Annotated in this window: 26 protein-coding genes and 1 other annotated feature; of the genes, 24 read left to right on the top strand and 2 right to left on the bottom strand. The window is 45.9% G+C overall.

The annotated features are described in order from the left end of the window. Window positions 1-108: 108 nt before the first annotated feature. From MKX46_RS04710 to MKX46_RS04685, 6 genes are all read left to right on the top strand, one after another. The gene (locus tag MKX46_RS04710; protein WP_341070948.1) at window positions 109-1,371 is read left to right on the top strand and encodes a D-alanyl-D-alanine carboxypeptidase family protein; all 1,263 of its coding nucleotides are present in this window, start codon (window positions 109-111) and stop codon (window positions 1,369-1,371) included. A gap of 57 nt (window positions 1,372-1,428) precedes the next feature. Continuing rightward, window positions 1,429-2,172 (top strand): nucleoside recognition domain-containing protein, encoded by a 744-nt coding sequence (locus tag MKX46_RS04705; RefSeq protein ID WP_029517310.1) that lies wholly within the window; start codon window positions 1,429-1,431, stop codon window positions 2,170-2,172. 7 nt (window positions 2,173-2,179) lie between these two features. Beyond that, window positions 2,180-2,710 (top strand): spore maturation protein, encoded by a 531-nt coding sequence (locus tag MKX46_RS04700; RefSeq protein WP_322251805.1) that lies wholly within the window; start codon window positions 2,180-2,182, stop codon window positions 2,708-2,710. A gap of 78 nt (window positions 2,711-2,788) precedes the next feature. Beyond that, window positions 2,789-3,547 (top strand): pseudouridine synthase, encoded by a 759-nt coding sequence (locus tag MKX46_RS04695; RefSeq protein WP_023989197.1) that lies wholly within the window; start codon window positions 2,789-2,791, stop codon window positions 3,545-3,547. A 109-nt stretch (window positions 3,548-3,656) separates the two neighbouring features. Continuing rightward, window positions 3,657-4,373 (top strand): response regulator transcription factor, encoded by a 717-nt coding sequence (locus MKX46_RS04690; RefSeq protein WP_029517311.1) that lies wholly within the window; start codon window positions 3,657-3,659, stop codon window positions 4,371-4,373. 1 nt (window position 4,374) lies between these two features. After that, window positions 4,375-5,817, top strand: coding sequence for an ATP-binding protein (locus tag MKX46_RS04685; protein ID WP_340932504.1), 1,443 nt, complete (start codon window positions 4,375-4,377; stop codon window positions 5,815-5,817). Between the two features lie 221 nt (window positions 5,818-6,038). Here the strand turns inward: MKX46_RS04685 and serA are convergent, their stop codons facing one another. Continuing rightward, window positions 6,039-7,631 (bottom strand): phosphoglycerate dehydrogenase, encoded by a 1,593-nt coding sequence (gene serA, locus MKX46_RS04680; RefSeq protein WP_039271025.1) that lies wholly within the window; start codon window positions 7,629-7,631, stop codon window positions 6,039-6,041. 261 nt (window positions 7,632-7,892) lie between these two features. Continuing rightward, window positions 7,893-8,142, bottom strand: a binding site (T-box leader). Between the two features lie 185 nt (window positions 8,143-8,327). Between serA and MKX46_RS04675 the strand changes: the two genes are divergently transcribed. After that, window positions 8,328-8,915, top strand: coding sequence for a type II CAAX endopeptidase family protein (locus MKX46_RS04675; protein WP_069012705.1), 588 nt, complete (start codon window positions 8,328-8,330; stop codon window positions 8,913-8,915). Then, complete coding sequence (locus tag MKX46_RS04670; RefSeq protein WP_340932503.1) at window positions 8,912-9,253, top strand: hypothetical protein; 342 nt, start codon at window positions 8,912-8,914, stop codon at window positions 9,251-9,253. Before MKX46_RS04675 ends, MKX46_RS04670 begins: the two co-directional genes overlap by 4 nt. Window positions 9,254-9,395: 142 nt before the next feature. Here MKX46_RS04670 and MKX46_RS04665 read toward each other — a convergent pair whose 3' ends face one another. Then, window positions 9,396-10,319 (bottom strand): polysaccharide deacetylase family protein, encoded by a 924-nt coding sequence (locus MKX46_RS04665; RefSeq protein ID WP_340932501.1) that lies wholly within the window; start codon window positions 10,317-10,319, stop codon window positions 9,396-9,398. A 94-nt stretch (window positions 10,320-10,413) separates the two neighbouring features. Between MKX46_RS04665 and MKX46_RS04660 the strand changes: the two genes are divergently transcribed. The 16 genes from MKX46_RS04660 (at window position 10,414) to MKX46_RS04585 (ending at window position 25,858) form a co-directional block, all read left to right on the top strand. After that, window positions 10,414-10,791, top strand: a complete 378-nt coding sequence (locus MKX46_RS04660) for a hypothetical protein (protein ID WP_029517316.1) — start codon at window positions 10,414-10,416, stop codon at window positions 10,789-10,791. A 197-nt stretch (window positions 10,792-10,988) separates the two neighbouring features. Next, window positions 10,989-11,603: a genetic competence negative regulator gene (locus MKX46_RS04655; protein WP_341070947.1), complete on the top strand. Its 615-nt coding sequence runs from the start codon at window positions 10,989-10,991 to the stop codon at window positions 11,601-11,603. 86 nt (window positions 11,604-11,689) lie between these two features. Then, entirely contained in the window at window positions 11,690-12,385 is a 696-nt protein-coding gene (gene prsW / locus MKX46_RS04650) for a glutamic-type intramembrane protease PrsW (RefSeq protein ID WP_029517317.1), read from the top strand. 261 nt (window positions 12,386-12,646) lie between these two features. After that, complete coding sequence (gene ypeB / locus MKX46_RS04645) at window positions 12,647-14,032, top strand: germination protein YpeB (protein WP_029517318.1); 1,386 nt, start codon at window positions 12,647-12,649, stop codon at window positions 14,030-14,032. 165 nt (window positions 14,033-14,197) lie between these two features. Further along, entirely contained in the window at window positions 14,198-14,857 is a 660-nt protein-coding gene (locus MKX46_RS04640) for a flagellar brake protein (protein WP_029517319.1), read from the top strand. A gap of 129 nt (window positions 14,858-14,986) precedes the next feature. Continuing rightward, window positions 14,987-15,694, top strand: a complete 708-nt coding sequence (gene cmk / locus MKX46_RS04635; protein WP_322251811.1) for a (d)CMP kinase — start codon at window positions 14,987-14,989, stop codon at window positions 15,692-15,694. Beyond that, window positions 15,691-16,284: a lysophospholipid acyltransferase family protein gene (locus MKX46_RS04630; protein ID WP_029517321.1), complete on the top strand. Its 594-nt coding sequence runs from the start codon at window positions 15,691-15,693 to the stop codon at window positions 16,282-16,284. Before cmk ends, MKX46_RS04630 begins: the two co-directional genes overlap by 4 nt. Window positions 16,285-16,404: 120 nt before the next feature. Continuing rightward, window positions 16,405-17,631 (top strand): 30S ribosomal protein S1, encoded by a 1,227-nt coding sequence (rpsA, locus tag MKX46_RS04625; RefSeq protein ID WP_029517322.1) that lies wholly within the window; start codon window positions 16,405-16,407, stop codon window positions 17,629-17,631. Between the two features lie 147 nt (window positions 17,632-17,778). Beyond that, entirely contained in the window at window positions 17,779-19,101 is a 1,323-nt protein-coding gene (gene der / locus MKX46_RS04620; RefSeq protein WP_013310744.1) for a ribosome biogenesis GTPase Der, read from the top strand. An 11-nt stretch (window positions 19,102-19,112) separates the two neighbouring features. Beyond that, on the top strand, window positions 19,113-19,721 hold the full coding sequence (gene plsY, locus MKX46_RS04615) for a glycerol-3-phosphate 1-O-acyltransferase PlsY (protein ID WP_029517323.1): 609 nt from the start codon (window positions 19,113-19,115) through the stop codon (window positions 19,719-19,721). Further along, entirely contained in the window at window positions 19,714-20,754 is a 1,041-nt protein-coding gene (locus MKX46_RS04610) for an NAD(P)H-dependent glycerol-3-phosphate dehydrogenase (protein WP_029517324.1), read from the top strand. The genes plsY and MKX46_RS04610 overlap by 8 nt, the downstream gene beginning before the upstream one ends. A 166-nt stretch (window positions 20,755-20,920) precedes the next feature. Next, window positions 20,921-21,196 carry a stage VI sporulation protein F gene (locus MKX46_RS04605; RefSeq protein WP_013310741.1) on the top strand — a complete coding sequence of 92 codons (276 nt, stop codon included), beginning with the start codon at window positions 20,921-20,923 and terminating at the stop codon, window positions 21,194-21,196. Between the two features lie 177 nt (window positions 21,197-21,373). Further along, window positions 21,374-22,024, top strand: coding sequence for a hypothetical protein (locus MKX46_RS04600; RefSeq protein ID WP_340932495.1), 651 nt, complete (start codon window positions 21,374-21,376; stop codon window positions 22,022-22,024). A 39-nt stretch (window positions 22,025-22,063) separates the two neighbouring features. Beyond that, window positions 22,064-22,414 carry a 2Fe-2S iron-sulfur cluster-binding protein gene (locus MKX46_RS04595; protein WP_029517325.1) on the top strand — a complete coding sequence of 117 codons (351 nt, stop codon included), beginning with the start codon at window positions 22,064-22,066 and terminating at the stop codon, window positions 22,412-22,414. Window positions 22,415-22,834: 420 nt separating this feature from the next. Beyond that, window positions 22,835-24,313, top strand: coding sequence for a stage IV sporulation protein A (gene spoIVA, locus MKX46_RS04590; RefSeq protein ID WP_029517326.1), 1,479 nt, complete (start codon window positions 22,835-22,837; stop codon window positions 24,311-24,313). A 429-nt stretch (window positions 24,314-24,742) separates the two neighbouring features. Then, window positions 24,743-25,858, top strand: a complete 1,116-nt coding sequence (locus MKX46_RS04585) for a sugar ABC transporter substrate-binding protein (RefSeq protein WP_340885733.1) — start codon at window positions 24,743-24,745, stop codon at window positions 25,856-25,858. The last annotated feature ends 39 nt before the right edge of the window (window positions 25,859-25,897 follow it).

Genomic DNA, 25,897 nt, shown 5'->3' with positions numbered 1-25,897 from the left:
AGCTAATGGCTAGTCCTGTAAAGGAATTTTCTGTTATAAAGGTGGACATACTTTGAACAGCTTGGACATAGAATGGTACAAGACTTGCTCAAAACCGGAGGAATCCAAATGTTTAAAAAAAAGCAACACATTCACGCGGACCACAGCCATTTCTTGAATAAGGCACGCGCATTTGTTTTGCCGCTGGTATTTCTGCTTATTTTGTCATTGCCGCTTACGTTGCTAAGTCCGCAGCCCGTTCGGGGAGCGATAAAAACAGAAGTAGCGCCGCCCGCATTAGGAACCCATGCACAGGCTGCTTCTTTAATTGATGTTACATCAGGAAGAATCATTTATTCTTCCGAAGGTGACCGGGAGCTACGTATTGCCAGCCTGACCAAAATTATGACAGCGATCGTGGCTATTGAACATGGACGCTTGCAGGACCGGGTAAAGGTGAGCCCAACCGCGTATGCCAAAGAAGGGTCCTCGCTTTTTTTGCAAATGGGTGAACAAATGTCATTGGAAAATATGCTGTACGGCTTAATGCTCCGTTCTGGTAATGATGCCGCTTCTGCCATTGCTGAGCATGTGGGGGGGACAGAAGAGGGATTTGTTCATTTGATGAACGACAAGGCGGTTCAGCTTGGGCTAAGCCATACACATTTTGCTAATCCGCACGGGCTGGATGCCGAGGGACATTATTCCTCAGCCAATGATATGGCCCGGCTTACTGCTTATGCGCTGCATAATCCAACTTTTGCCCGTATCGTAAAAACAGAATTGAAAAAAGCACCGAATCCCAACGATTCTTGGGATTACTCATGGCACAATAAAAACAAAATGCTGCGGCTGTATGACGGAGCTGATGGGGTGAAAACAGGCTTTACCAAAAAAGCGTTTCGCTGTCTGGTCAGTTCGGCTACACGGGACGGTCGTCAGCTCGCTGCTGTTACCTTGAATGACGGGGACGATTGGAACGATCATGCCCGTATGCTTGATTACGGATTCCGATATTATCCGCTCATTCCGATTACGGACAAGCAGCAACCTATCGATGGTTACCCACTATTAACAGGTACAAGCTTTGCCTATCCTTTACATGATGGCGAGAAAACCCAGTTGCACAAAAGACTGGTGTTGTATAAAAATTCCGCTTCTGCCGATAGAGCGGACGTATCTTTTGGCTTACGAGGACGGGTTGAATTCCTTTTGGAAGGTAAACTTATCGGTTCTGTTCCTGTGTATGCAAAAGGTAGTAAGCTGTCTGCTCAAAATACCGTACAGCCACAGAAGGAGACTCCAACTGCACAAGAACCTGCGAACAATACTCAGCAACGAGGTTGGACGAGCAGATGGAACGAAATCCTTAAAAATTTGTTTGGAGCATAGGGCAACCAGGAAATAGAGCTGTACGTGTCACATCATTGGGAAAAGGAGGAATCAGCCATGATTCATCTCATATGGGTGGCTTTGATTTGTATTGGATTTGTATTTGCTGCCGCGCAGGGAAATATTGAGGTGGTGACGAAAGCGGCTTTTGACGGGGCAACTACGGGGGTTACAGTGTGCTTTGGACTGATAAGTGTGCTGGTGTTCTGGATGGGCATGATGCGGCTGGCTGAAGATGGCGGGCTCTTACAGAAAATATCCAAGCTTCTTTCTCCTTTAGTTGCCTTTCTCTTCCCTGATGTTCCGCGTAATCATCCCGCTATGGGTTACATTCTGTCCAATATGAGCGCCAATCTGCTGGGCCTGGGGAATGCAGCCACACCGATGGGAATCAAGGCGATGCAAGAGCTGCAGACGCTCAATCCAGATAAGCAAACCGCCACACCAGCCATGTGTACGCTGCTCGCCCTGAATACAGCCAGTATTACGCTTATTCCTACGACGTTGATCGCGATACGGCTAAATTTTCATTCCGCACATCCGGCAGAAATCGTCGGTACGACACTGGTAGCGACCGCAATAGCCACCTTTGCTGCAATTGCGGCGGATCGTTGGTACCGTAGTCGAGAATTGCGCCGCCGTCCTCCGGCGATTCCGCCGTCCCAGTCATCCTTGGCGCCACTCGCCCCACCAGCACCAACATCTGCTGCCTCTTCAACTACGTTGCCCGCATCTTTACCTGCCGTTCCGCGAACGGGAATCACGGCTGCCAAGGGCAGGGACACCACTTGGAAAGGATGAGGGAGGCATGCTTAATTTTATAAACCTCGTATCGACTTGGGCCATTCCGGTTATTCTCGCTTTTATTCCTTTATATGCATATGCTAAAAAGGTCCCTGTCTACGATTCTTTTGTGGATGGAGCCAAAGACGGATTTTCTACCGCCATCAGCATTATTCCTCATCTCGTAGGCATGATGGTGGCGATTAGCATTTTTCGAGCATCCGGCGCCTTGGACTATTTGATCTCTTGGGTTACCCCTTGGATTAAACACTGGGGTGTACCGGGCGAGATATTGCCTTTAGGTTTGCTTCGTCCATTGACGGGCACTGGTTCACTTGCGTTTACGACGGATCTAATTCGCACCTATGGCCCGGATTCCATGATCGGTCGGATCGCTTCAACGATTCAGGGCAGCACAGACACGACGTTATATGTGCTAACTGTATATTTTGGTGCGGTAGGTATCCGCAATGGACGGTATGCTTTGAAGGTAGGACTATTTTCAGATGTGGTTGGTTTTGTGGCAGCTATTGCGATTTGCCTGCTTGTATTTTAATTTCTGCATCGTTTTTTGAACGGGGGTTGTGATTTTGCTCATGGATGGGTATCATTAGCATGAGGTGAATTAGCGAACATGGAAAGATTGCAGAAAATATTGGCCCAAGCTGGTGTAGCTTCCAGACGTAAATGTGAGGAGCTTATTCAGGCGGGTAGCGTGGAAGTGAACGGGGTTGTCGTAACTGAACTGGGAACGAAGGCAGACCCTGATCAAGATATGATTACGGTAAAGGGACGCCCGATCAAAACCGAGAAAAAAATCTATTTGATGATGAACAAACCTAAAGGGGTCATTACGAGCGCTTCCGATCCGGAAGGCCGTAAAATCGTGTCAGACTATCTGAAAGGCGTTAAGGAACGCGTATATCCGGTAGGACGTCTCGACTACGACACCGAAGGACTGCTGTTGCTTACCAATGATGGCGAGTTCGCCAATCTGCTGACCCATCCCAAGCATCATGTGCCCAAGACATATGTGGCAACAGTCAAAGGCGTTCCACATGGTACTGAGCTGGACAAGCTGAAAAAGGGAATCGTGCTGGAAGATGGCATTACTGCACCAGCCGAGGTAGAATATAAAGATGTAGATCCGAATGGTAAGGAGTCTGTGATCCAGATTACCATTTATGAAGGCAGAAATCGGCAGGTAAGACGGATGTTTGAGGCCATTTCACACCCAGTCATCAGACTCAAGCGGATAGCCTTCGGAGATCTTTTGCTACAAAACTTGAAGCGCGGTCTGACCAGACCCCTAACCAAGGACGAAATCAACCGTCTCATTCAACTTGCCAAATCAGACAACACGAAAAAGAAACGGACAGGACGGGGGTCATAACCCCGGCCTTTTTGGTGTAAAGAGACTGTTGGTTGAGAGTAAAGTTTGACCAAGCACGGGAAAATAGTAAAATAGAGAGAATGCTTTTTTTAGCGAAGGGGCTGGGAATATGTCAGAACAAAGCAACCGCATATTAATTGTAGATGATGAAGAACGCATTCGACGCCTTCTGCGGATGTATCTGGAAAAAGAAGGATATGCAATTGACGAAGCTGAGGATGGGGAGATTGCCCTCCAAAAAGCGACTGCAAGCGATTACAGCATTATTTTGCTAGATGTGATGCTTCCGGGGATGGATGGGATTGAGGTGTGTACACGGCTACGTCAGACCAAAGCTACACCTGTGATTATGCTGACTGCCAAAGGCGAGGAAGTGAACCGTGTACAAGGCTTTGAAGTCGGAGCTGATGATTATGTGGTTAAGCCCTTTAGCCCGCGAGAAGTCATTTACCGGGTAAAGGCGATTTTACGCCGTTCGTCGGAAACTGCCTTTTTAACGAAAGAAGCGGTACCAAGCAATAGTATTGTTTTTCCGAATCTTATCATTGAGCATGATGCGCACCGGGTAACTGCGGGTGGGATTGAAATCAGTCTCACGCCTAAAGAGTACGAGCTGTTGCATTATTTGGCGGTGTCACCAGATAAAGTCTTCTCACGCGAAGAACTGCTGAAAGACGTTTGGAATTACGAATTTTTTGGTGATCTGCGCACTGTGGATACGCATGTGAAACGGCTTCGTGAAAAGCTGAATAAGGTATCGCCAGAGGCAGCGGCTATGATTACGACCGTGTGGGGCGTAGGTTATAAGCTGGAGGTTCCAAAATAACGTGAACTTCTGGAGATCGCTGGTAGGCAAGCTGTGGATCACCATCATTTGTCTTGTAGGCTCTGTGCTTATTTTTCTAGGGCTTTTTTTATTGCCGTACATCAACAGAAATTTTGCGGCGTATGAATCGACGGAAATTAAGCATTTGTTCACCTATACATGCATTGTCGGATTTTTATTGACGACCTTTTTTGCCCTATTCCTTTTTACTAAAATCACACAGCCTATGCAGCTGTTGATTCAGGCGGCGAATGCGATTCGTGAGGGAAGGTATGATACTCGGCTTTCGCTGGTGACCAGTGATGAAATTGGAGAACTGGCGAAAACTTTTAATCATATGTCTACGGAACTGGAAGCAACGATCCGCAGTCTGAATGAGGAGAAAAACCATTTATCCAGCGTACTGCGAAGCATGTCTGATGCAGTAATCACCTTCGACAGAAGCGGACAAATCATCTTGACGAATCCGCCGGCACAAAGTCTATTGGATATCTGGAAAAAGCTGGAGTGGCAGGAACGTGATCTGGAGGAGTTTGGAGCTTCTGTACCTGAGCCTTTGCAGTCTCTGTTCCATACCGTTATGGACAGGGGAGAGGATGTCGGAGACTATATCCATGTCAAGAAGGGCTCCTGGTCGGTGCAGATGGCGCCTCTGTATACGGATAATGCAATCCGCGGTGCAGTAGCTGTGCTTAGAGATATTACGGAAGAAGTGAAGCTTGAGAAGATGCGGAGCGATTTTGTGGCCAACGTATCTCATGAAATCCGTACACCTTTATCTATGATGCAGGGCTACAGTGAGGCGTTGCTGGATGGTATGGCGGGTTCACCTGAAGAATCCGAGGAGCTGGTACAGGTCATCCATGATGAATCATTACGCATGGGAAGGTTAGTCAAAGATCTGCTTGATCTGGCCCGAATGGAGGCTGGGCATACAGACATGCACCGACAGGAAGTGGATGTGAATGAGCTGATCGAGCGTGTTCACCGTAAATTTACGGTACGATCCAAGGAACAGGGACTGACACTCGATTACCATGAGCAAGGCCAACGTTTGCTGCTGCCTGAGGCAGATGAAGACCGACTGGAGCAGGTATTGACCAACTTGCTGGATAATGCATTCAGACATACACCCGGTGGGAAAAAGGTTACTATTGCGACGGATCGAATTTTGGGAGAACGGCATGAGTTAATCCGTATTCGGATTAAGGATGAAGGTGTAGGCATTGCCAGCGAGGATCTACCTTATATTTTCGACCGCTTCTACAAGGCAGATAAGGCCAGAGTACGTGGTGAGGATAAAGGGACTGGTTTGGGGCTTGCTATTGTCAAGAACATTGTAGAGGCTCACGGAGGCTCTGTCTCTGCTGCCAGCGTATTGGGGGAAGGGACGGAATTTACTATTTTGCTGCCGATCTCCAACAAAACAAAGCTGAGTCTGTAAAAGGCTTATAAGCCCCAGCTGATATACCCCGGTTTGCAGGCATCCTCGGAAGAGGGTGCTTTTTGTTGAAAAATCAACATTTATCTTGTTCAACGTGGAACATCCTGTTTCATGCATGATGATTGCTCTCATGACAGATAACGGTATATGAGAAAAAGACGCCTGGGTAGCCAGGCGCCTCTCTTTATTATAAAACCATGGACTTCTCAATATGTCTGGAACTAATTTAGCACTACTTCTTGGGCAGTATTTAGTTCTGGCAAACCAACGAGTTGAATTAGCACGTCTTTTGGCACGGCTTTATCGACGGTCAGAATCATGATGGCTTCACCGCCGACAATTTTACGCCCTACTTGCATGGAAGCGATATTGACGCCGTTTTCTCCAAGCAAGGTGCCGACACGACCGATAATGCCTGGTTTATCATTGTGGGAGATGAGCAGGAAATGAGCTTCCGGTGCCACGTCTACCGGGAACTGGTTCAACCGAACAATCCGTTCACCATAGCCTGCCAGCAGGGTGCCAGATACACGTTGCTCTTCGCCGCTCTGCGTTTTGAGTGTAACGGTAATCAGGTTGGTAAAACCCTTGGTGGCGGGCGCCTGAGATACGACAAGATGGATGTCACGTGTTTTGGCCAGATGTACAGAGTTTACAATGTTCACATCGCTGCCCAGATGACGGCTAAGTACGCCTTTCAAAATATACCGTGTCAGCGGCTGTGTATCCACAGAGGACAAATCGCCAGCGTAATCTACCTGAATTTCACGTACAGCCTGATTCGTGATCTGAGCGGCAAAGCTGCCCAGCTTCTCTCCAAGCGAGAAATATGGCTGCAATTGCGTCATGACGTTGGATGGTACTGGAGGCATGTTGACCGCATTTTTAAAAGGCTCATCACGCAAAATATGCAGCACTTGCTCGGACACGTCGATAGCTACATTCTCCTGAGCTTCGACAGTCGAGGCACCCAGATGTGGTGTAACGATAATTTTCGGATGGCTCAGGAATGGGTGATCCTGTGCTGGCGGCTCTGACTCGAATACGTCAAAAGCTGCACCGGCAACGATACCTTCATCAATGGCTTCAACAAGAGCCATTTCATCGATAACTCCGCCCCGGGCACAGTTGATGATGCGCATTCCTTTTTTCATCACTTCAAACTGTGGACGAGCAATCATATGTTTCGTTTCCGGTGTTAATGGTGTGTGTACGGTCATAAAATCTGCGTTGCGGATAATTTCATCCACGCTCGCAAGCTTAATGCCCAACTTCTCAGCGCGTTCTTCCGTTAGAAATGGATCATAGCCGAGGATACTCATGCCAAATGCTTTGGCACGTTTAGCCACCTCACTGCCGATACGTCCCATGCCGAGGACTCCAAGTGTTTTGTTACGCAGTTCGACACCGAGGAATGTTTTACGATCCCATGTACCGCCAATGGTTTTGGCATATGCCTGTGGAATATGACGTGCTAGAGCCATCATCATCGCAAAAGTGTGCTCACATGTCGTAATTGTGTTGCCGTCAGGAGCGTTAATAACGATAATCCCGCGTTGTGTTGCTGCTTCGAGGTCGATGTTATCCACTCCGACCCCAGCTCGCCCTACAACCTTGAGGTTCTTACCTGCCGTCATGATGCGTTCGGTTACCCGAGTTTGACTTCGAACGAGTAATGCGTCATAGTCACCAATAATTTGAACCAATTCATCCTCGCTGAGACCTGTGTTCTTGTCCACCGTGACATCGTCTGCATCCATCAGTTGCTGGATGCCCAGGTCACTGATTGGATCGGATACTAATACTTTAAACATTTGGTTTCCTCCTCAAAGTTAACTTCTTTTATGGACAGGATGCACTTCAAACTGAAATACATTCCATAAAGAACATGAAAAAACTTGAAATGCTTCTAAAAGTACAGGAGAGCGGTGTAAAATACTAGTGTGATAACGCATTGACGCAGAAAAGGGATGGAATAGCATTATGCACCAAACTAACGACCAAAAGTCTTATGCGGAGACGCTTTGCGGTTTTCGGGCATCAAAAAAACCCCCGAATCACATACTATCTCCATAGTAAGGGACGAGAGTTATCGTGGTACCACCCTAATTCGCAGCCATTTCGCAATGGACTGCCTTCAGCGGTCATAAAATGACCGAAAGGATAACGGTTTTCTGCCGATTGCATCTAATGCCGGGAAATATTCCCCAGACCTCGGTGCAATAACTCAGGAGCGCTGAAAGTAGTTACTTCGTCACCGGCTTCCACCCAAGCACCGGTTCTCTGAGGACGAAATCAATACCTTTTCTCCATCATTGTTGTTGTCGCTAATAATTTTTTCATAATGTATCATGGCTTACATGGGCATGTCAATAGGACATGCGACATGTGAGGATAGCCGGCTAGATATATAGCTACAGAATGCGGAAAATTAAGATTTAAGTCTTCTTGAATCCGCCCGACTTTTTGGCTATGATGCTAAAGAAGACTATGCAGAGGACTAACTAACTATGAAAAAGCTTAAAGTGAAATGGAAAAGAGCGCAAATTCATGAATTGAACGACCGCTTGCTGCTTTACAATTTGTATCTAACTCAGGGGCTGACCCTGCTGATTGGCGCAATCTGGATATTTTTTCAGAAAAGAAATTTGTTAGAACTATTTGCATTGCCGAACACTCTGCACGTCTTATGGTGGGGATTGGGATTGGCCGCCGCTATGTTACTTGTGGACCTGTTGCTATCCCGGATTATGCCTGAGGATGCTATGGATGACGGTGGTATTAACCAAATGCTATTTCAAAATCGTCCAGTTTGGCATATTATTTGTATAGCAGCTATCGTTTCTATCTGTGAGGAACTCTTGTTCAGAGGTGCGATTCAGTACAGCTTTGGTCCTTATTGGACAAGCATTTTATTTGCGGTGATTCATATCCGATATTTACGGCATTGGATTCCCACTGGCTGGGTTTTTCTTAGCAGTTATGGATTGGGCTACATATATGTGCAGACCGGTAGTCTGTGGGCACCGATTATTTGTCATTTTGTGATTGACCTTATATCTGGTTTAGCGTTACGTTTTCGGAGGTATGAAGAATGAATCAGGGACTTAGCAGAGTGCAGACCTATGGTAGCCGTCGAAATGGTCGCAAAGGCAAGGAAGAGGACAGGTCAAAATCTAAACCAGTTCGCTCCCGTGCTTCACGGCCCGTGCCAGAATTGGCTCACGTTGCCGCTGCACCAGAAGTTGCTGTGACGATGGAGGGTGACACTCCTGCCAGTGAGTACCGAACGCGGGCAGAAATGTTTCCGTCCCGCCGTATTCGGGTAAGCAAGTGGTTTTTAAATTTTTTGAGCACTCTTTTTGTGCTGATTACTGCAGCATTACTGTGGTGGGGCGTCAAGGGTGCACCACCCATCAGTGAAATGCTTTGGTAATATAAAGTTATTATGGACGTCTGTGCTTAGGTCAAGGCGCGTAGTGATACGGCGAAAAGGCCTCCATCTCCACATGAATAACGGAGAATGGAGGCCTTAATTGCATCATCTATAGTTAATCCGGAGTATACGCAAGTGTCTACTAGCTGGCAGGAACCTCAATCCCTTGCGGATCGACAAATTGGTAACCCTTTTGCTCAAGGCGCGTCAATAGACTGTCCAGCGCCTCAGCTGTCCATGGCAGTTCGTGCATCAAGATATTGCTGCCTGGATGAAGTTGTTCTGTTACATTTTTGAGAAGTGCCTCCGTTTTATTAGGCCGATTCTTTTTCATTGTCCAGTCCAGAGAACCGACGGACCATGTCATGTATAGGAGACCGTTTTCCTTAGCGACCTTGCGACCTACGTCCCCGCCTGCACCATGAGGGGGGCGGAAGAAGACAGGGGCTTGGCCTGTAATGTCCTTAACAGCTTTTTGTACCGTTTCAATCTGTTTTTTGACCTCGGGCTCAGATTTGTTTTTCAGCACGATGTGATCCCAGCTATGGTTGCCGATGGGCTGTCCACGGTCATGGATAAGCTTAAGCAACTCAGGATGCTTTTTTACACGGTAACCGTTTACGAAGAAAATTGCTTTCGCTTTGTGTTTGTCCAGTACATCTATGATTTTGTTAATCATGGCTGCTTCCTTAGGACCATCATCAAAGGTCAATAACACGACTTTTTTTTCGGTACCTTGTTGGTCAGGGATTACATTGTAAGCTTTGTCCAAGTGATACATTTTGTTATTGGTAGTTGCAGATGTCGCAGCTCCTGTTTCGTTGCTTTCGCTGGTTTTATCATTTTGTGCATTGGTTTTATCCGCTGAGTTGTGATCATCACTGCCTGCTTGCTTACTGCTACTTTTTGGGGAAGAGACGTTGCTCTGATCTTTGGCGCTGTTACTTGAGTCAGAGGCTACCGAATCCTGCTGGTTGCTTGTTGCCGCAGATTCAGGCTTGGTTGCAGTGCAAGCACTAAGCAGCAGACATGCGGTGAACAAAATGGCTGCTGTTTTTGTACCCATTATTTCATCTCACCTTCCTGTATTTTATACCGTATGAGTTTGTCACTACTGACGAACACTATGCTTGATTCTACCACAAAGGGAGGTTCTAATTGTGAAAACATCTTCATTTTTCCTGGGAATCGTTTTGGGCGCTGTCGCAAGCTCTATGATCTCCCGTAACCGCAACATGTTGGGCTTATCTATGGACATAGGTGGAAAAAAAGGCGGCAATTTAGTGCAGCAAGCCCGTACTAAAATGATGGACGCGGCATTCCCCGGGATGGGCGAGATTACGCTCAATAAAGAAGACACCCATAAGGATCAAGACCATCATTCACAAACAGATAAAACCGCTTATAACGCCCATACTGCCAAGAACAAAGAAGAGAATATGAAGTTGATTAAAGACTTCATCAGCACAAGTCCCGATGTTAAACGTGAGGTCGAGCAAATTTTGAAAGAAACTCATACAGCCGTACCGGGATTGTAACCCAGAAACCTTTATTCCGAATCATTTTGCGGCTTTTTTGTAAAAGCCGTTCAAATGATTCTTTTTTTTATCTTTTTATTGCGTGCATTTACGATTATAAAATGATAACATGATTACATAGAACCATTTTCATCACAGGCATCATAATTGCATCATAATCTGTTAATAACACTCGGCTGCCAGGAGGAGGGTCCAGTATGAAAATAGAAAGATTAAGTCAGGACAAGATACGGATTTTCCTTACCTTTGACGATTTGAGCGAACGCGGTATTCAAAAAGACGATATGTGGCAAGAAATTCCTAGAGTTCATGAGCTGTTTACCGAAATGATGGATCAGGCATACAGTGAGCTGGGCTTCGACGCCACGGGACCGTTAGCTGTCGAAGTCTTTGCGCTTCCTGCTCAAGGAATGGTTGTTATCGTCACTCGGGGTAAATACGACCATCAACAGTATGGTTCGGGTCCCGATGAGGAGCTTCCAGAGGAAGTCTACGAAATGGAAGTCACGTTGGAGCAGAGTGATTCCATCGTTTATGCGTTTAGCGATTTCGAAGTACTCATAGAAGCGGCTCATATGCTTCGTAGCAACACTACGGAAGCAGGTAAGCTGTATCATTATAGAGGAAAATGGATTCTGCATTTGGAACCAGAAGAAGTAGAGGAGTCCAAGCTTGCCGCTTTAATCGCGGTTCTTGCTGAATTTGGAGAAGGCTCATCCGTTACACCAGCTATGTTGGAAGAGTACGGCAAACTGGTCATTCCTGAACAGGCAGTTGCTGTCATCTGCACTCATTTTGACAGCCGTTCTTGATTCGTTTTATCAAAAGTGATATTGAAGTGAATTTGTCGGCTCTGCGCTGAAAGCAGAGCCGACTCATTTTTATGGAGGGATGATCGGTGCTTCTGTTTTCAGTTATAGCGGCAGCCACAGCGCCGGGTCTCGCCTTATTGATGTATTTTTACTTGAAGGACAGGTATGATTCGGAGCCACTGCACATGGTTATTAAAGTGTTTTTGCTCGGCTTTTTGGTGGTTCTTCCTGTCATGATTTTTCAACGAGGGCTGCTGCTTTGGCTAGGGGATCACACGTTAATCCAGGCGTTCGGCATTTCAGCCGGAGTGGAAGAGTTTTTTAAATGGTTTCTGTTGTATCACATCATCTATAATCATACCGAGTTCGACGAGCCTTATGATGGTATTTTGTATGCGACCGCAGTCTCACTCGGATTTGCAACGGTTGAAAATCTGTTATATGCCTGGGCGGGCCATGCTTCGGTTAGCATGATGCTGATGAGATCATTGCTACCGGTATCCGGTCATGCGATGTTTGGCGTAATGATGGGCTACTACATGGGGAAGGCCAAGTTTTCAGAAGGCTTGAGGAGCAAATACATGTTGCTGCTGTCATTGGTGCTTCCATGGTTCTGGCACGGAGTATACGATTTGATTTTAACGAAATTTTCGCATGACTGGATCTGGTTTATCATTCCACTTATGGCCTTTCTATGGTATGGAGGAATGGCGAAGATCAGTCGGGCTAATAACCGTTCTCCTTTTCGTTTGTTAAAACGGGAAGAAAAGGTTAACATGTAACAAAATGGGACACACTGATCTGACAAACCTGTTAGAGAAAGAGGTGTCTTTTTTGCGTATAAAAGTTAGAATTCATTGTAAAAGATGCGGAGAACGCTTTGTGCTGAGAGGACGCATAGAGCAAGGACAGATTCAGACCGGCTTTAAACGCTGTATTTGCGATAACTGTGAGTTTATTGTTGAAGTCATGGAAAACCATGCATAAGAGAGCTTTCTTCTTGTCACACTATCGGTAGTGTACTTGAAGAAAGGAGACTCCCAATGTATAAGCGACTTAGTTCCGTATTGTTCCCGGTGGTTACCCTGATGATGATAGGAGCATTTGTGTGGGGTTATCAGCAAAGCCAGATGAGAAAAGAGGTGTCTCTTCAGGCAAATAGCATGTCGATAAAAGCGGAAAATCAATACCAGCGTGCGTTTCACGATTTGTCGTTTCATATGGATCAGCTGCATTCTCAACTCGGTAACGCGGTTGCTGTCCATAATACTTCACACGCGATGCACCGCAAATGTTTGATGAACGTGTGGAGGATTACAAGTGAGGCTCAAAATGAGGTTAATCAGTTGCCCCTCAATGTAATGCCTTTTAATCATGCTAAAGATTTGCTGTCACATCTATCTGCATTTTCGTATCAGACCGCTGTCCGTGATCTGGATCACGAGCCCTTAAACGAGAAAGAAATTTCGAACCTGAAAACGTTGTATAACAATTCCAAAGAAATTTCGAAAAACATGCAGGAAGTGCAGCAGAAAGTCATTAGCAAAAATTTGCGCTGGACGGATGTGGATATGGCGGCAGGTTCTCAAACTGGGCCGAAGGACAACACCATTATTGATGGCTTTAAAACCGTGGACAAAAAGGTGGAAAACTATAAAGAGCTGGATTGGGGACCGTCTGTAGCCAGCATCTATGATAAACGCTCTGTGAAAAAATTGAGTCTCCCGCCAGTAAATGCAGAACAAATTAAACAAAATGCTGCTGAATTTACAGGAAAACCGGAAAGTCAGATCAGGGTGAACGAAAACGGTAAAGGAACGGAATGGGCATCTTATACAGCTACCCTGCTAAATAAGAAGCAGCCTGTGGCCAGTATGGATTTTACGAAAAAAGGCGGCAAGCTTATTTCTTATCATGACATGAGGGCAGTAGGTCCTAAAAAAGCAACACGTAATGAAGCGATTCGCTATGCTAGTGAATACCTTGAACAAAAAGGTTACAAAGACATGAAGCCCGTTGCGTATGATGAAAGCGGGAATTTAGCTAACATTACATTTGTGAGCCAACAAGGGGATGTGATTATCTATCCAGAAAAAATCGCAGTCAGATCAGGCCTTGATAACGGACAAGTGATCGGTTTTCAAGCCAGTGATTATGTGTATGAGCATAGTCATCTCCGCCGCATACCGCAAGCGAAATTGAATTTGAATGCAGCACGAGCAAAATTGAATCCTGAGTTTCGTGAAACTTACCACCGTAAAGCCTTAATTGAAAATGAACTTTCGAATGAAGTTCTCTGTTATGAATTTGGTGGTAAAATCAATGGTTCCGTTTACCGGATATACATTAACGCCAATACGGGGATGGAAGAAACGATTGAAGAGGTTAAAGATTCAGATGAACCTCAGGTTACTGCAAGTAATGTCTAGTTGATTACATGAAAATGAATCAATAGTCACTCTAAACCTCCTTCATGAAGGAGGTTTTTTGTGCTTTAGTCATAGATCAAACAAATATTATGCTTAATATAGGCACAAAGTCGTGGTATTATATACCTTAATTAGAGCTTTTAATGGACAAGGATGGTGGATCATTTGTTTCCCAAAATTAATGATGTGTTATACATACAAGTGGCAGGTACTGACCATAAGGACGAGATTTTTGAATTTAAGTCTCGTATTGCAGAAGAGGAGTCACAGAACTTTTTAATTGAAATTCCTATGTCACAAACAAGTGGGCATTTGAAAAAATTGTTTCTAGGGGAAGAACTGTCTATATTTTTTTTGAGCGAGGGTGGGATTAAAAATTATTTTAATACCCACGTTACGGGTTTCAAAGAGGATATCCTCCGGATGATTCGTATCCACAAACCTGCTCCAGACAGCATCAGCAAAATTCAGCGTCGAAACTTTCTTCGGGTTAAGGCCAACTTGGAAATTGCTGTAAAGCATGGTGCGAACGAGTCCAGATTTGTAGCAGAGACACATGATGTAGGAGGTGGGGGTGTTTCTTTTCACACCCAGGGAACTCATCATCTTGAAGAAGGAGAATCATTGTCTTGCTGGATTTTAGTTCCATATAAAAACGGTACTCAGGAGCATGTTCCGTTCCAATCTGAAATTGTGCGCATTCAGCAGATGGAAAACGGTCGCAAACTCATTATGCTGAAATATGAGGAAATCGCTGATCAGGAGCGTCAAAAACTGATTAAATATTGCTTTGAAAGACAGCTGGAATTCCGGGGGAAATCTTAATCATCCGAAATTTTTCTTTTTTAGTAAACCTGTCGCTTATTTTGCATCGCCTATAAATGTGTGGTATAATTTTCACGTCGCAGGCAATGCCTGCTTTTTTCTTGAGGTTAGGTTAGGAGGAATTCCCTGTTGGCAAGGCAACATGTATCTTCAATTAACAAAATAAATGTAGCCATTGATGGACCTGCTGGTGCAGGGAAAAGTACAGTGGCCCGCTTGGTGGCGAAAGCACTTTCTTATGTATATGTAGATACTGGAGCCATGTACCGAGCAGCAACGTGGTACATGATGCGTAAGGAAATTCCTGCAGAAAATGTACAAAAAGTGCTTCAACATGTACCTGAGCTGGTGATTGAATTAGTACCGGACCCCACAGGCCAAAAGGTTTATTGTAACGGGGAAGATGTAACCACTGTGATCCGTTCGATGGAAGTGACTAGCAACGTGTCACAGTATTCAAGTATTGCTGGTTTACGGACACGTTTGACTGAAAACCAGCGTGAGATGGCTGCACGCAAGGGTGTCGTTATGGATGGTCGCGATATTGGAACAACTGTACTTCCCGATGCGGAAGTCAAGGTGTTCATGACCGCAAGTGTTCAGGAACGTGCCTCCCGCCGTTTTAAAGAACTGAGCGAAACTGATGATATCACTCTGGAGCAACTGGAACGTGACATTGCGGCACGTGACAAGCTTGACGAGGAGAGGGAGGTATCTCCGCTTCGTTGCAGTGAGGACGCCATCGTGCTCGATACGACCCAAATGGGCATTCAGGATGTCGTTGATACGATCGTATCTTATTGCTTAACGGAGAAGGATGGAGAGATCAGCCAATGATATATACTGTATGCGCCAGTATTTTGCGTCTCATTTACCGCGTTCTGTTTAGACTTGAGGCGGTAGGCAGGGAAAATGTTCCTGCTGAGGGTGGAGTGCTGTTGTGTTCTAATCATATTAGTAATCTTGACCCTCCTACAGTTGGTATTTTGCTGAAAAGAAAGGTTCACTTTATGGCAAAAGCCGAGCTGTTTAATGTTCCTGTACTGGGTCCACTAATTGGGAAACTGGGAGCTTTTCCAGTCAAACGTGGCGGTGTAAGTAAGGAATCCATTAAGTTGGCATTGAACATTTTGCGTGATGGTAAGGTTATGGGAATCTTTCCCGAAGGTTCCAGAGGAGCTGGGGGAATCGGTAAAAAGGGTGCTGCAAGCTTTGCGCTACGCAGTGGAGCGGCTGCCGTTCCGGTCGCCATTATTGGTGATTACAAGCTTTTCCGTAAAACGAAAGTGTTATACGGTAAACCTGTCAATTTGGAAGCTTACCAAAAGGGTGCCGATATCGAAGGAGATCCACTTGAACTGGCAACAGAAGCAATTATGTCTCGTATTCGCACGATGAAGGAAACGGGTAAGCCTACGAATAACTGAAAGGCTTGTATGAATTGTGTCTAAGCTCGGAAAACTAGAACAAAAGTTTATTTATGTTTTGAACTCTGCCATGCGCAGGTTTAAATAAATGGTTTTTTTTGAATTGAGGAGGGTATTGACATGTCGGAAGAAATTAAAAATCAAGAAGCTGCTGAAGCGGCAAATCAAGACGAGCTCGATCAAATCGTCTCCCTGAAAAAAGGTGACACCGTTAAGGGTACAATCGTGAAATTGGAAGATAACCAAGCGGTAGTAAGCATTGGATATAAATACGATGGAATTATTCCAATTCGCGAGTTGTCTTCTGGTCTGGATAACGCAGAAGAAGCAGTACAAGTAGGCCAAGAGGTTGAAGCTAGAATTATCAGCATTGACGATGGCAAGGAAAAACTTGTTCTGTCCAAACGTGCAATCGACAGTGAAAATGCTTGGGAAAAGTTGGAGCAACTGTTCGAAAGCAAAGAAGTATTTGAAGTCGTTGTAAATGATGTCGTTAAAGGCGGCATCGTGGTAGACGTGGGTCTGCGCGGATTTATCCCTGCATCCATGGTAGAACGTCACTTCGTAGAAGATTTCAGTGATTACAAAGGCCGCACATTGCGTGTTGTTGTAAAAGAACTGGATCGTGAAAATAACAAAGTGATTCTTTCTCAAAAAGACGTTCTGGAAGCAGAATTCGAAGCCAACAAGCTTAAAGTAATGGCTGAGCTGAAAGAAGGCCAAGAAATCGTAGGTACGGTTCAACGTCTTACTCAGTTCGGTGCTTTCGTAGATGTTGGCGGCGTGGATGGTCTTGTTCACGTATCTGAAATTGCTTGGACTCATGTCGATAAGCCTTCTGATGCAGTTTCTGAAGGAGACCAAGTGAAAGTAAAAGTCTTGAAAGTAGATCCTGAAAAAGGAAAAATCAGCCTGAGCATGAAAGCTGCACAGCCTGGTCCTTGGGAATCGGCTGCTGGACAATTCAACAACAATGACATCGTAACAGGTGTTGTAAAACGTCTGGTTAACTTCGGCGCATTCGTTGAAATCGCTCCTGGCGTGGAAGGTTTGGTTCATATTTCCCAAATTTCCCACAAACACATTGGAACTCCACAAGAAGTTCTGGAAGAAGGGCAAGAAGTGAAAGTTAAAATTCTTGAAATGAATCCTTCCGAAAAACGTGTTAGCCTGAGCATTAAAGAAACTGAGGAAGCTCCTGAAGCTGCTCCTAAAGCAGAAAGAGCACCACGTGCATCTCGTGCACCTCGTGAGGAACTGAATAATCCTAACGTTTCCCTCAATAATTCCGGTCTGAGCATCACGCTCGGCGAGCGTTTTGGCGATAAGCTGAACAAATTTAAATGAGTTTAAATCAATACATTTTATAATATGCATAACGTACACCATCGGCGGACCCAGAGGGTTCGCCGATTGTTGTTACGTGACCATATCGCCAATAGGTATGTTTTTTGCTATGATGATAGCGGAAGAATTGACAGGAGGAGTGAATTTATGGCAAGACCCGTTGTGGCTATCGTTGGTCGTCCGAATGTGGGCAAGTCCACTATTTTTAATCGGATAATCGGGGATCGTTTGTCCATCGTGGAAGATAAACCCGGAATCACTCGTGACCGTATATACGGTATATCGGAGTGGAATGGTAAATCCTTCAGTATTATTGACACCGGCGGCATTGAGATTGATGGTGAGGATGTCATTTTAAAATCCATCCGTATGCAGGCCGAACTTGCAATAGAAGAAGCAGATGTAATTGTATTTATGAGTGATGCGAAAGCAGGAATTACACAGTCAGATGAAGAGGTTGCTCAAATGCTATATCGTTCGGGTAAACCGATCATCGTAGCTGTCAACAAGGTGGACAACCTCAGTCGCGCCGATCTGATTTATGAGTTTTATTCTTATGGATTTGGTGATCCAATCGCTGTTTCTGGTAGCCATGGTACAGGGATAGGCGATCTGCTAGATGCCATTACATCCAATTTGCCTGAGCTGGAAGAAGATCACTATGATGAAGACGTTATTCGTGTTGCCTTGATCGGCCGCCCGAATGTAGGTAAGTCTTCACTGGTTAACGCCATTCTGGGAGAAGAGCGGGTTATCGTTAGTGACATTGCAGGTACGACACGTGATGCAATTGATACACCCTTTGAAAAAGACGGTCAAAAGTATGTACTGATTGATACGGCAGGTATGCGTAAACGTGGCAAGGTATATGAAACGACCGAAAAATATAGTGTAATGCGTGCCATGCGTGCCATTGAGCGTGCAGATGTTGTATTGGTCGTTATTAACGGCGAGGAAGGCATTATTGAACAGGATAAGCACATTGCTGGCTATGCTTATGAAGCGGGTAAAGCTTCGCTGTTTGTCGTTAACAAATGGGATGTCGTGGACAAGGACGACAAAACGATGCACCAGTTTGAAACGAAAATTCGCGATCACTTTTTGTTTATGACATATGCTCCGATTGTGTTCTTGTCTGCAAAAACGAAGCAACGCCTGCAAAAGCTGCTTCCTGTTGTACAGCATGTGGCACAGCAGCATGTGTTGCGTATTCAGACACATTTGCTGAATGATGTAATTTCCGATGCGGTTGCCATCAATCCTCCACCAACAGACAAGGGACGTCGTCTGCGCATTAACTATGTGACCCAGGTTGCTGTTAAGCCGCCTACGATGGTTGTATTCGTAAACGATCCAGAAATAATGCACTTCTCGTATGAGCGTTATCTGGAGAACAAAATCCGCGCCGCCTTCAATTTTGAAGGAACTCCAATTCGAATCTTTACACGGCGCAAGTCTGACGAAAGTTAGGAGCGAATAGGTTGATTTTACAAATCGTTGCCATCGTACTCAGTTACTTGCTTGGCTCTGTCAGCTTTAGTTTGCTGTATGGAAAATTAAAAGGAATCGACATTCGCCAACATGGGAGCGGCAATGCCGGTGCGACGAATACGCTGCGTGTGCTTGGAAAAGGCCCAGCTATTCTGGTACTGCTGCTGGACGTACTTAAAGGGGTTATTGCGGTACTAATAGGGCACTGGTTAGGTGGGGAATCATCCTGGGTACCGGGTTTGTGCGGCATCGCGGCGATTGCGGGCCATAACTGGCCGGTATATTTTCACTTCCGTGGAGGAAAAGGTATTGCGACTGCTATTGGTGTATTGGCATCGCTTGCCTTACTGCCCGCACTATATGCCGGAATCATTGCGATACTTGCAATCGTAATGACGCGTTACGTATCCCTTGGATCGCTCATTTTTGTCATTTTGACCCCTTGGATATTACTCGTGCTTGGTTTTGCATGGCCGTTATTCTGGACGGCTCTAATCATTTGTCTGTTCGCTGTGTGGAGACACCGTACCAACATAGTCAAGCTGGTGCGGGGGAATGAGAATAAGCTTGGCTCCAAAGGAGGAGATCGTCTTGTCTGAGAAAATAGCTGTGCTGGTCGCGGGGAGTTGGGGAACAGCCCTGGCTTCCGTTCTTGCGGCCAATAACAACGATGTCTCTGTCTGGACGAGAAACGAGCAGCAAGCAGCTGAAATCAATGAGAAGCATACAAATGAGCATTATTTACCGGGCTCTATTTTGTCTGATCGCATTTCAGCTACAACTGATATGCAGACTGCGGTATCTGGTGCTAAAGCAGTGATAATCGTATCTCCTTCTGCTGCTGCTCGTCAGGTAGCACGTAGTCTGAAAGCTCATTTTAGCAAGGATATGCTGGTAGTGCATGCCATTAAAGGTTTTGAAACAGAAACGCTTAAACGTATGTCCACGGTGATCTCGGAAGAACTGGAAGTCGCGGAGGGCGATATTGCCGTGCTGTCTGGTCCGAGTCATGCGGAAGAAGTGGTGAGGAAATGTCCTACAACGGTCGTTGTAGCTTCCTCCAATGAGCAGGCTGCACAGGCTGCTCAGGGGCTGTTCATGAACTCCTATTTCCGTGTCTATACAAACCGCGATTTGCTAGGCGTGGAACTGTCCGGGGCGCTAAAAAACATTATCGCATTGGGTGCGGGAATGTCAGATGGACTTGGTTTCGGTGATAATGCCAAAGCGGCTTTATTGACCCGTGGATTGGCTGAAATTACCCGTGCCGGAGTTGAGATGGGTGCTAATCCATTAACCTTTGCCGGTCTGGCTGGGATTGGCGATCTAGTGGTCACGGCAACGAGTCGTCACAGTCGCAACTGGCGTGCAGGGTCACTATTAGGACAGGGCCAACAGCTTGATGATGTGCTGGAATCTATGGGCATGGTCGTAGAGGGGATTCGAACGACAAAAGCGGCATACGCCATCTCTCAAAAATTAGGTGTTCAGATGCCTATTACAGAGGTACTGTATGGAGTACTGTTTGAAGGACGTGACGTCCGTAAGGCCGTTGAGGCGCTGATGGGTCGCGACCCTAAGACCGAGATGGAAGTCATGCCACTTCAGACTTGGGAGCAATGGCATTCTTAAAGGCTCAGATGAGCTTTAATAATATAAAGGCTGTCTCATGGTAGATTTTTTCTATAATGAGATAGCCTTTTTTAGTTAGGCGTTTGGCATGTCTTATGTACGCTTAATCACCTTTTGTCTCCGCCACTCATAGACTGAGTTGAGCAATGGCGGAGGAGGGGAGATTATGAATAAAAACTTTCCGAAAGATGCATTGAAGGCCATTAACAAAAAAGGCGGCAAAAACATATCCGAAAATGCAGTGAAAAAGCTGGCAGGCACGGTAAAGGCGGACACGCTTCAAAGCGAAGCGCAACTGCGTCAGCTTATCAAGCAAGTGTCTGCGATGGCCAACATTCCGGTGTCGGAAGATACAGTAAGGGATATTGTTGGTGCCGTCAAAAAGAGCGGAATGAATCCTTCCAATATGGAAGCGTTGATGAAAATGATGATGAAAAAATAGACCGCTGGCCGCACGCCAGTTAGTATTATTCACCGTGGACCGGGAAGGTTCGCGGTTTTTTTATATTTTGGAGTGGGTAACCGCTTTTACAGTACACAAAATATCGAACTGCCCTGTCGAACATGTTATAATGATGCCCATCAGGAAACGGAAGGAAAGACAGCAAAGGAGGAAACAATGTTGAAGGAGGCAATATCATCGGTGTTAGTAGACAGGCTTCCTCACAATCTGGCAGTTGCGCTGAGTAGCTTGGCTGAGAACTGGTCAACAGTGTCGGTTCCGTGGATGCTAGGCGGGAGTTGTTCACTACTTGTACATGAAGTTGAACTGGATCGCCTGCCTCGGGACATTGATATTTATGCGGATATTCATGCAGCAAAGCAACTTCATGCGCACCCCCTGGGTATGAGTATAGATCGACAGCAGGTTGATCGTAGCGGCTCTTACGTTTCATTGCTGAGCCACTATGATCTGGAGGGATTTCCAGTCGAGTTGGTGGGGGGATTTGAAGTATTATGTGACGGAGCGTTATACCGCTTAGAGATCGAGCGACTACTTTGGTCGGCTGGTGTTCAGCTTGAGCTGGGGAGTGCTTCACTGCGTCTGATGCCGCTCAGTCATGAACTTTTATTCAATATATTGCGAAATCGACCCGACCGATATAAAGCGATTGCAGAAGTCATGAAGCGCGACCCGCGACGTCATATAATTGTACTGAAGCAGCTACTAGTCAGTAATATTTGGAATGAGGAGCAATTGGACAAGCTTGTAGAACTTCTGCCTTGGCCAGAGTTGCACTCCGTCATCCAGATGGGCAATGAAGTATAAGTTGTGTGTGTTAGGAGAAAGACAACTGGAGGACTATTCATGAATGTGCAGATTACGTTTAGGCCGTCAGGTAGGCGCGTACAGGTCGGTCAGGGTACGTCATTGCTTCAGGCTGCTCGTAAAGCGGGTGTATATATCCCCACTCGTTGTGACGGAAAAGCAGCCTGTCTGATGTGTAAGGTACAAATATCACCGGAATGGGCTGAATTTGCAGACCAACCCAGAGATGCAGAGCAGCGTAAGCTGGGGCCTTTACTGGATGAAGGAATGCGCTTATCCTGCCAGGCACGTGTCCAAGGCGATATGGAGGTAACCATACCGGAGGATAGGCTCAAGGCGGCTATCAGACGGCAACTGGAGCGTCAGGCGCTGGATGATGAACTGTGGTAATGCCGATTATATCAGGAGAATAGAAAAAGGATGTTTCCGACGACTCTAAACGGTCAGGAGAAACATCCTTTTTTTATTTAATCTAGCGACGAAGTCATGGGAGAGTCCTGCCCCGCATATATTAGGTGAGTGGAACCAAACGTAAAATATCGTTTCTGCAATGATCGCTCTGTCGTAATCTATTTTTCAAAAAACTAAACATATTTTACGGAGGGGATACATATGATGGTATCAGTCCAAATGCATGTACGAGTTTACGCCGTTTCGCCGATTCCATCAGTCTCCTGAATCTCGGCGGCGGACGACTTCCGGGCATTTTAAAGGCTGTTCTGCCGCATCTGGGATCAAGCAGTTGGTTGAACACGAAGCGGATGCTCTTTAAGCATTTTTCCTTCGGAGACTTTTTAGGAGGGGATTTCATTGGAGAAAGTAGACATTTTTAAAGACATTGCCGAACGTACCGGAGGAGACATTTATCTTGGGGTCGTCGGCGCAGTCCGAACAGGAAAATCAACGTTTATCAAGCGGTTTATGGAGACGATTGTTCTGCCAAACATTACAAGTGAGGCGGACCGTGCCCGCGCCGTAGACGAGTTGCCGCAAAGTGCGGCAGGCAAGACGATCATGACGACGGAGCCTAAATTCGTACCGAATAATGCCGTCCAGATCAAAGTAACGGAAGGACTGGATGTGAATGTACGTCTGGTTGACTGTGTAGGATATGCAGTAGAAGGAGCAAAAGGGTACGAGGATGAAAATGGTCCGAGGATGATCTCCACACCATGGTTCGAAGAACCCATTCCTTTTCAGGAAGCGGCAGAAATTGGTACACGCAAGGTTATTCAGGAGCATTCGACGCTCGGTGTGGTAGTCACTACAGACGGCACGATTGCGGAAATCCCGCGCAGCTCTTATGTAGAGTCGGAGGAACGCGTCATTGAGGAGTTGAAGGAAGTTGGCAAACCATTTGTTTTGGTTATCAACTCCACGCATCCTCGCAGTGATGAAACACTCCAGCTTCGCGGTGAGCTGGCTGCCAAGTACGATATACCAGTTATGACACTCAGCGCGGCGACGATGACGGAAGATGATGTTACAGGCGTACTTCGTGAAGTATTGTATGAATTTCCGGTGCATGAGGTGAATGTAAACCTGCCGAGCTGGGTCATGGTACTGAACGAAGAGCACTGGCTGCGTAGCAATTATGAAAATTCCGTTCGCGATACGGTTAAAGATATTCGACGCCTGCGTGATGTAGATCGAGTGGTTGGCCAGTTTATGGAATATGAATTCATCGACAGGGCCGGATTGAGCGGGATGAATATGGGGCAGGGCGTAGCTGAAATTGATCTGTATGCTCCCGATGAGCTGTATGACCAGATTTTGGTCGAAGTCGTCGGGGTAGAGATTCGTGGCAAGGATCATTTGCTGCAAATGATGCAGGATTTTGCCCATGCCAAACGAGAGTACGACCGCTTCGCCGAGGCGCTGGAAATGGTCAAGACAACGGGATATGGCATTGCCGCGCCGTCGTTATCTGAGATGGCACTAGACGATCCGCAGTTGATTCGTCAGGGTACAAGGTTTGGTGTGCGGCTCAAGGCGACAGCACCTTCTATACACATGATTCGTGTCGATGTGGAATCGGAATTTGCTCCGATTATCGGAACAGAGAAGCAAAGTGAAGAGCTTATGCGCTATCTGATGCAAGATTTTGAGAATGACCCAATCAAAATTTGGGAGTCAGACATTTTCGGACGTTCGCTGCATTCCATTGTACGGGAAGGCATTCAGGGTAAAATCGCCATGATGCCGGACAATGCACGCTATAAGCTGCAGGAAACGCTGGGTCGTATCATTAATGAAGGCTCCGGCGGTCTCATTGCTATTATTCTTTAAGGGTAAGCCACACCTAAAAAATGTATAAGAGAAATACCGTGGAGAGCAATTTGCTCTCTACGGTTCGCAAAAACAAAATATTAGACTGACCTCCAAAACCAGACAGGGGTAGCCATGGACGAGAAAATAAAGTCCTAGACTACCTCTGTTTTTATTGAGCTTTTCGTTTCTCGTAGCAGGATGTAGGTTCAAATATAACAATCCGATTAATGAGTTTCACAAGTAGAGAGCTAGGCTCCGCCTTGATTTTACATTTAAACAGCAACCGTTTTCCGGTATTCAATCGGGGACGGTTGATTTTTGTGTTCTGGCCTATAAAACAGAAATTTTTCTATATTTCATAAAACCTATTTACATACTTGGTTTAAAGCGATATATTAAGTATCAAATTTGAATCATTTTGTGGTTGAACGAGGGGGAAATGAAATCATGGATATCCAAAAAGAGTTCCAAAGACACAAAAAGCTAGGACTGGGAGGTATCATGCTACTGGTGCTGGTTTTGCTGGTCACTGCATGTGGCGTGCCGAAAACAGAGAGCGGCACTCAAGGGACAAGCACTGCGGAATCGAATACAACAAACGAAAAAACGGACAACTTAAATCTAAAGGGTAAACGGGTTGCGTTGATCATGGAGTTTAACACGGGCACATTTTCGCAACAGTATGTTCAAGGTGTGGAAGAGGAAGTTAAAAAATTTGGCGGTACGCTGACTAAGTTTGTGGCAGATAACGATAAGGCTAAAATGGCTTCTCTGCTTGATAGTGCGATTAACCAGCAGTTTGATGTCATTTTGACTGATCACGGTGATGCATTACTGGAAACAGGGTTGAAAAAAGCAGTTTCCCGCAATATTCCAGTTATCGTGTTCGATGCTGCCGTCAATGTTCCGGGTGCGGTAGTGCTCTCACAGGATGACCAAAGCATGGCTGAGCTAACGCTGGAGCAAATGAAGAAGGATATCGGTGGCAAAGGCAACATTGTGAAAGTATGGGTTGCCGGATTTGCGCCGATGGAACGTCGTCAGGTTGCTTATGGTGCATTTTTGAAATCCAATCCGGATATTAAAGAAATTGCGACTTTTGGTTCGGCTCAGAATCCTGCGTTGGATACGCAAGCCAAAATGGAAGCTGTATTAAAGCAATATCCTAAGGGCGAAATTACAGCCGTCTGGGCGGCATGGGATGAATTTGCCAAAGGCGCAGCACGTGCCATCCAACAAGCGGGACGTACGGAAATTAAAGTCTACGGCATTGACATGAGCGACGAGGACTTGCAAATGATCCAAGACCCGAAAAATCCTTGGGTGGCCTCGGCAGCCGTAGATCCAACAGATATCGGGCGCGTACAAGTGCGCTATGCATATCAGAAGCTGCATGGGGATAATCCGGAGGAGAAAGTCGTACTGAAGGCTGTATATGTGCAACGCGAAGCGTTGCCGGATAAGCAAATTTCCACATCCGAGCTGTCCCAATATGTGAAGGGCTGGGGCCAAAGCGAACAGGGCTATAAGGATTGGATGAAGGAATATGAAACGTCCAAATAAAATGTTTGCATAACGCAAAGGCGCGCTTCGGCGCGCTTT

Origin of the sequence: Paenibacillus sp. FSL P4-0113 (assembly GCF_038009305.1) — a bacterium.
Classification (GTDB): domain Bacteria; phylum Bacillota; class Bacilli; order Paenibacillales; family Paenibacillaceae; genus Paenibacillus; species Paenibacillus polymyxa_D.
This window is presented reverse-complemented; position numbering and strand designations above follow the sequence as displayed.

Excerpts from the sequence above, each read along its gene's own strand:
- MKX46_RS04700 (WP_322251805.1), top strand. The coding sequence starts at position 2,180 with ATGCTTAATTTTATAAACCTCGTATCGACTTGGGCCATTCCGGTTATT.
- MKX46_RS04600 (WP_340932495.1), top strand. The coding sequence starts at position 21,374 with ATGTTGAAGGAGGCAATATCATCGGTGTTAGTAGACAGGCTTCCTCAC.
- MKX46_RS04585 (WP_340885733.1), top strand. The coding sequence starts at position 24,743 with ATGGATATCCAAAAAGAGTTCCAAAGACACAAAAAGCTAGGACTGGGA.
- rpsA (WP_029517322.1), top strand. The coding sequence starts at position 16,405 with ATGTCGGAAGAAATTAAAAATCAAGAAGCTGCTGAAGCGGCAAATCAA.
- MKX46_RS04605 (WP_013310741.1), top strand. The coding sequence starts at position 20,921 with ATGAATAAAAACTTTCCGAAAGATGCATTGAAGGCCATTAACAAAAAA.
- MKX46_RS04630 (WP_029517321.1), top strand. The coding sequence starts at position 15,691 with ATGATATATACTGTATGCGCCAGTATTTTGCGTCTCATTTACCGCGTT.
- MKX46_RS04655 (WP_341070947.1), top strand. The coding sequence starts at position 10,989 with ATGAAAATAGAAAGATTAAGTCAGGACAAGATACGGATTTTCCTTACC.
- MKX46_RS04705 (WP_029517310.1), top strand. The coding sequence starts at position 1,429 with ATGATTCATCTCATATGGGTGGCTTTGATTTGTATTGGATTTGTATTT.
- MKX46_RS04690 (WP_029517311.1), top strand. The coding sequence starts at position 3,657 with ATGTCAGAACAAAGCAACCGCATATTAATTGTAGATGATGAAGAACGC.
- MKX46_RS04710 (WP_341070948.1), top strand. The coding sequence starts at position 109 with ATGTTTAAAAAAAAGCAACACATTCACGCGGACCACAGCCATTTCTTG.
- MKX46_RS04595 (WP_029517325.1), top strand. The coding sequence starts at position 22,064 with ATGAATGTGCAGATTACGTTTAGGCCGTCAGGTAGGCGCGTACAGGTC.
- MKX46_RS04670 (WP_340932503.1), top strand. The coding sequence starts at position 8,912 with ATGAATCAGGGACTTAGCAGAGTGCAGACCTATGGTAGCCGTCGAAAT.
- der (WP_013310744.1), top strand. The coding sequence starts at position 17,779 with ATGGCAAGACCCGTTGTGGCTATCGTTGGTCGTCCGAATGTGGGCAAG.
- MKX46_RS04695 (WP_023989197.1), top strand. The coding sequence starts at position 2,789 with ATGGAAAGATTGCAGAAAATATTGGCCCAAGCTGGTGTAGCTTCCAGA.
- ypeB (WP_029517318.1), top strand. The coding sequence starts at position 12,647 with ATGTATAAGCGACTTAGTTCCGTATTGTTCCCGGTGGTTACCCTGATG.
- MKX46_RS04675 (WP_069012705.1), top strand. The coding sequence starts at position 8,328 with ATGAAAAAGCTTAAAGTGAAATGGAAAAGAGCGCAAATTCATGAATTG.
- serA (WP_039271025.1), bottom strand. The coding sequence starts at position 7,631 with ATGTTTAAAGTATTAGTATCCGATCCAATCAGTGACCTGGGCATCCAG.
- MKX46_RS04665 (WP_340932501.1), bottom strand. The coding sequence starts at position 10,319 with ATGGGTACAAAAACAGCAGCCATTTTGTTCACCGCATGTCTGCTGCTT.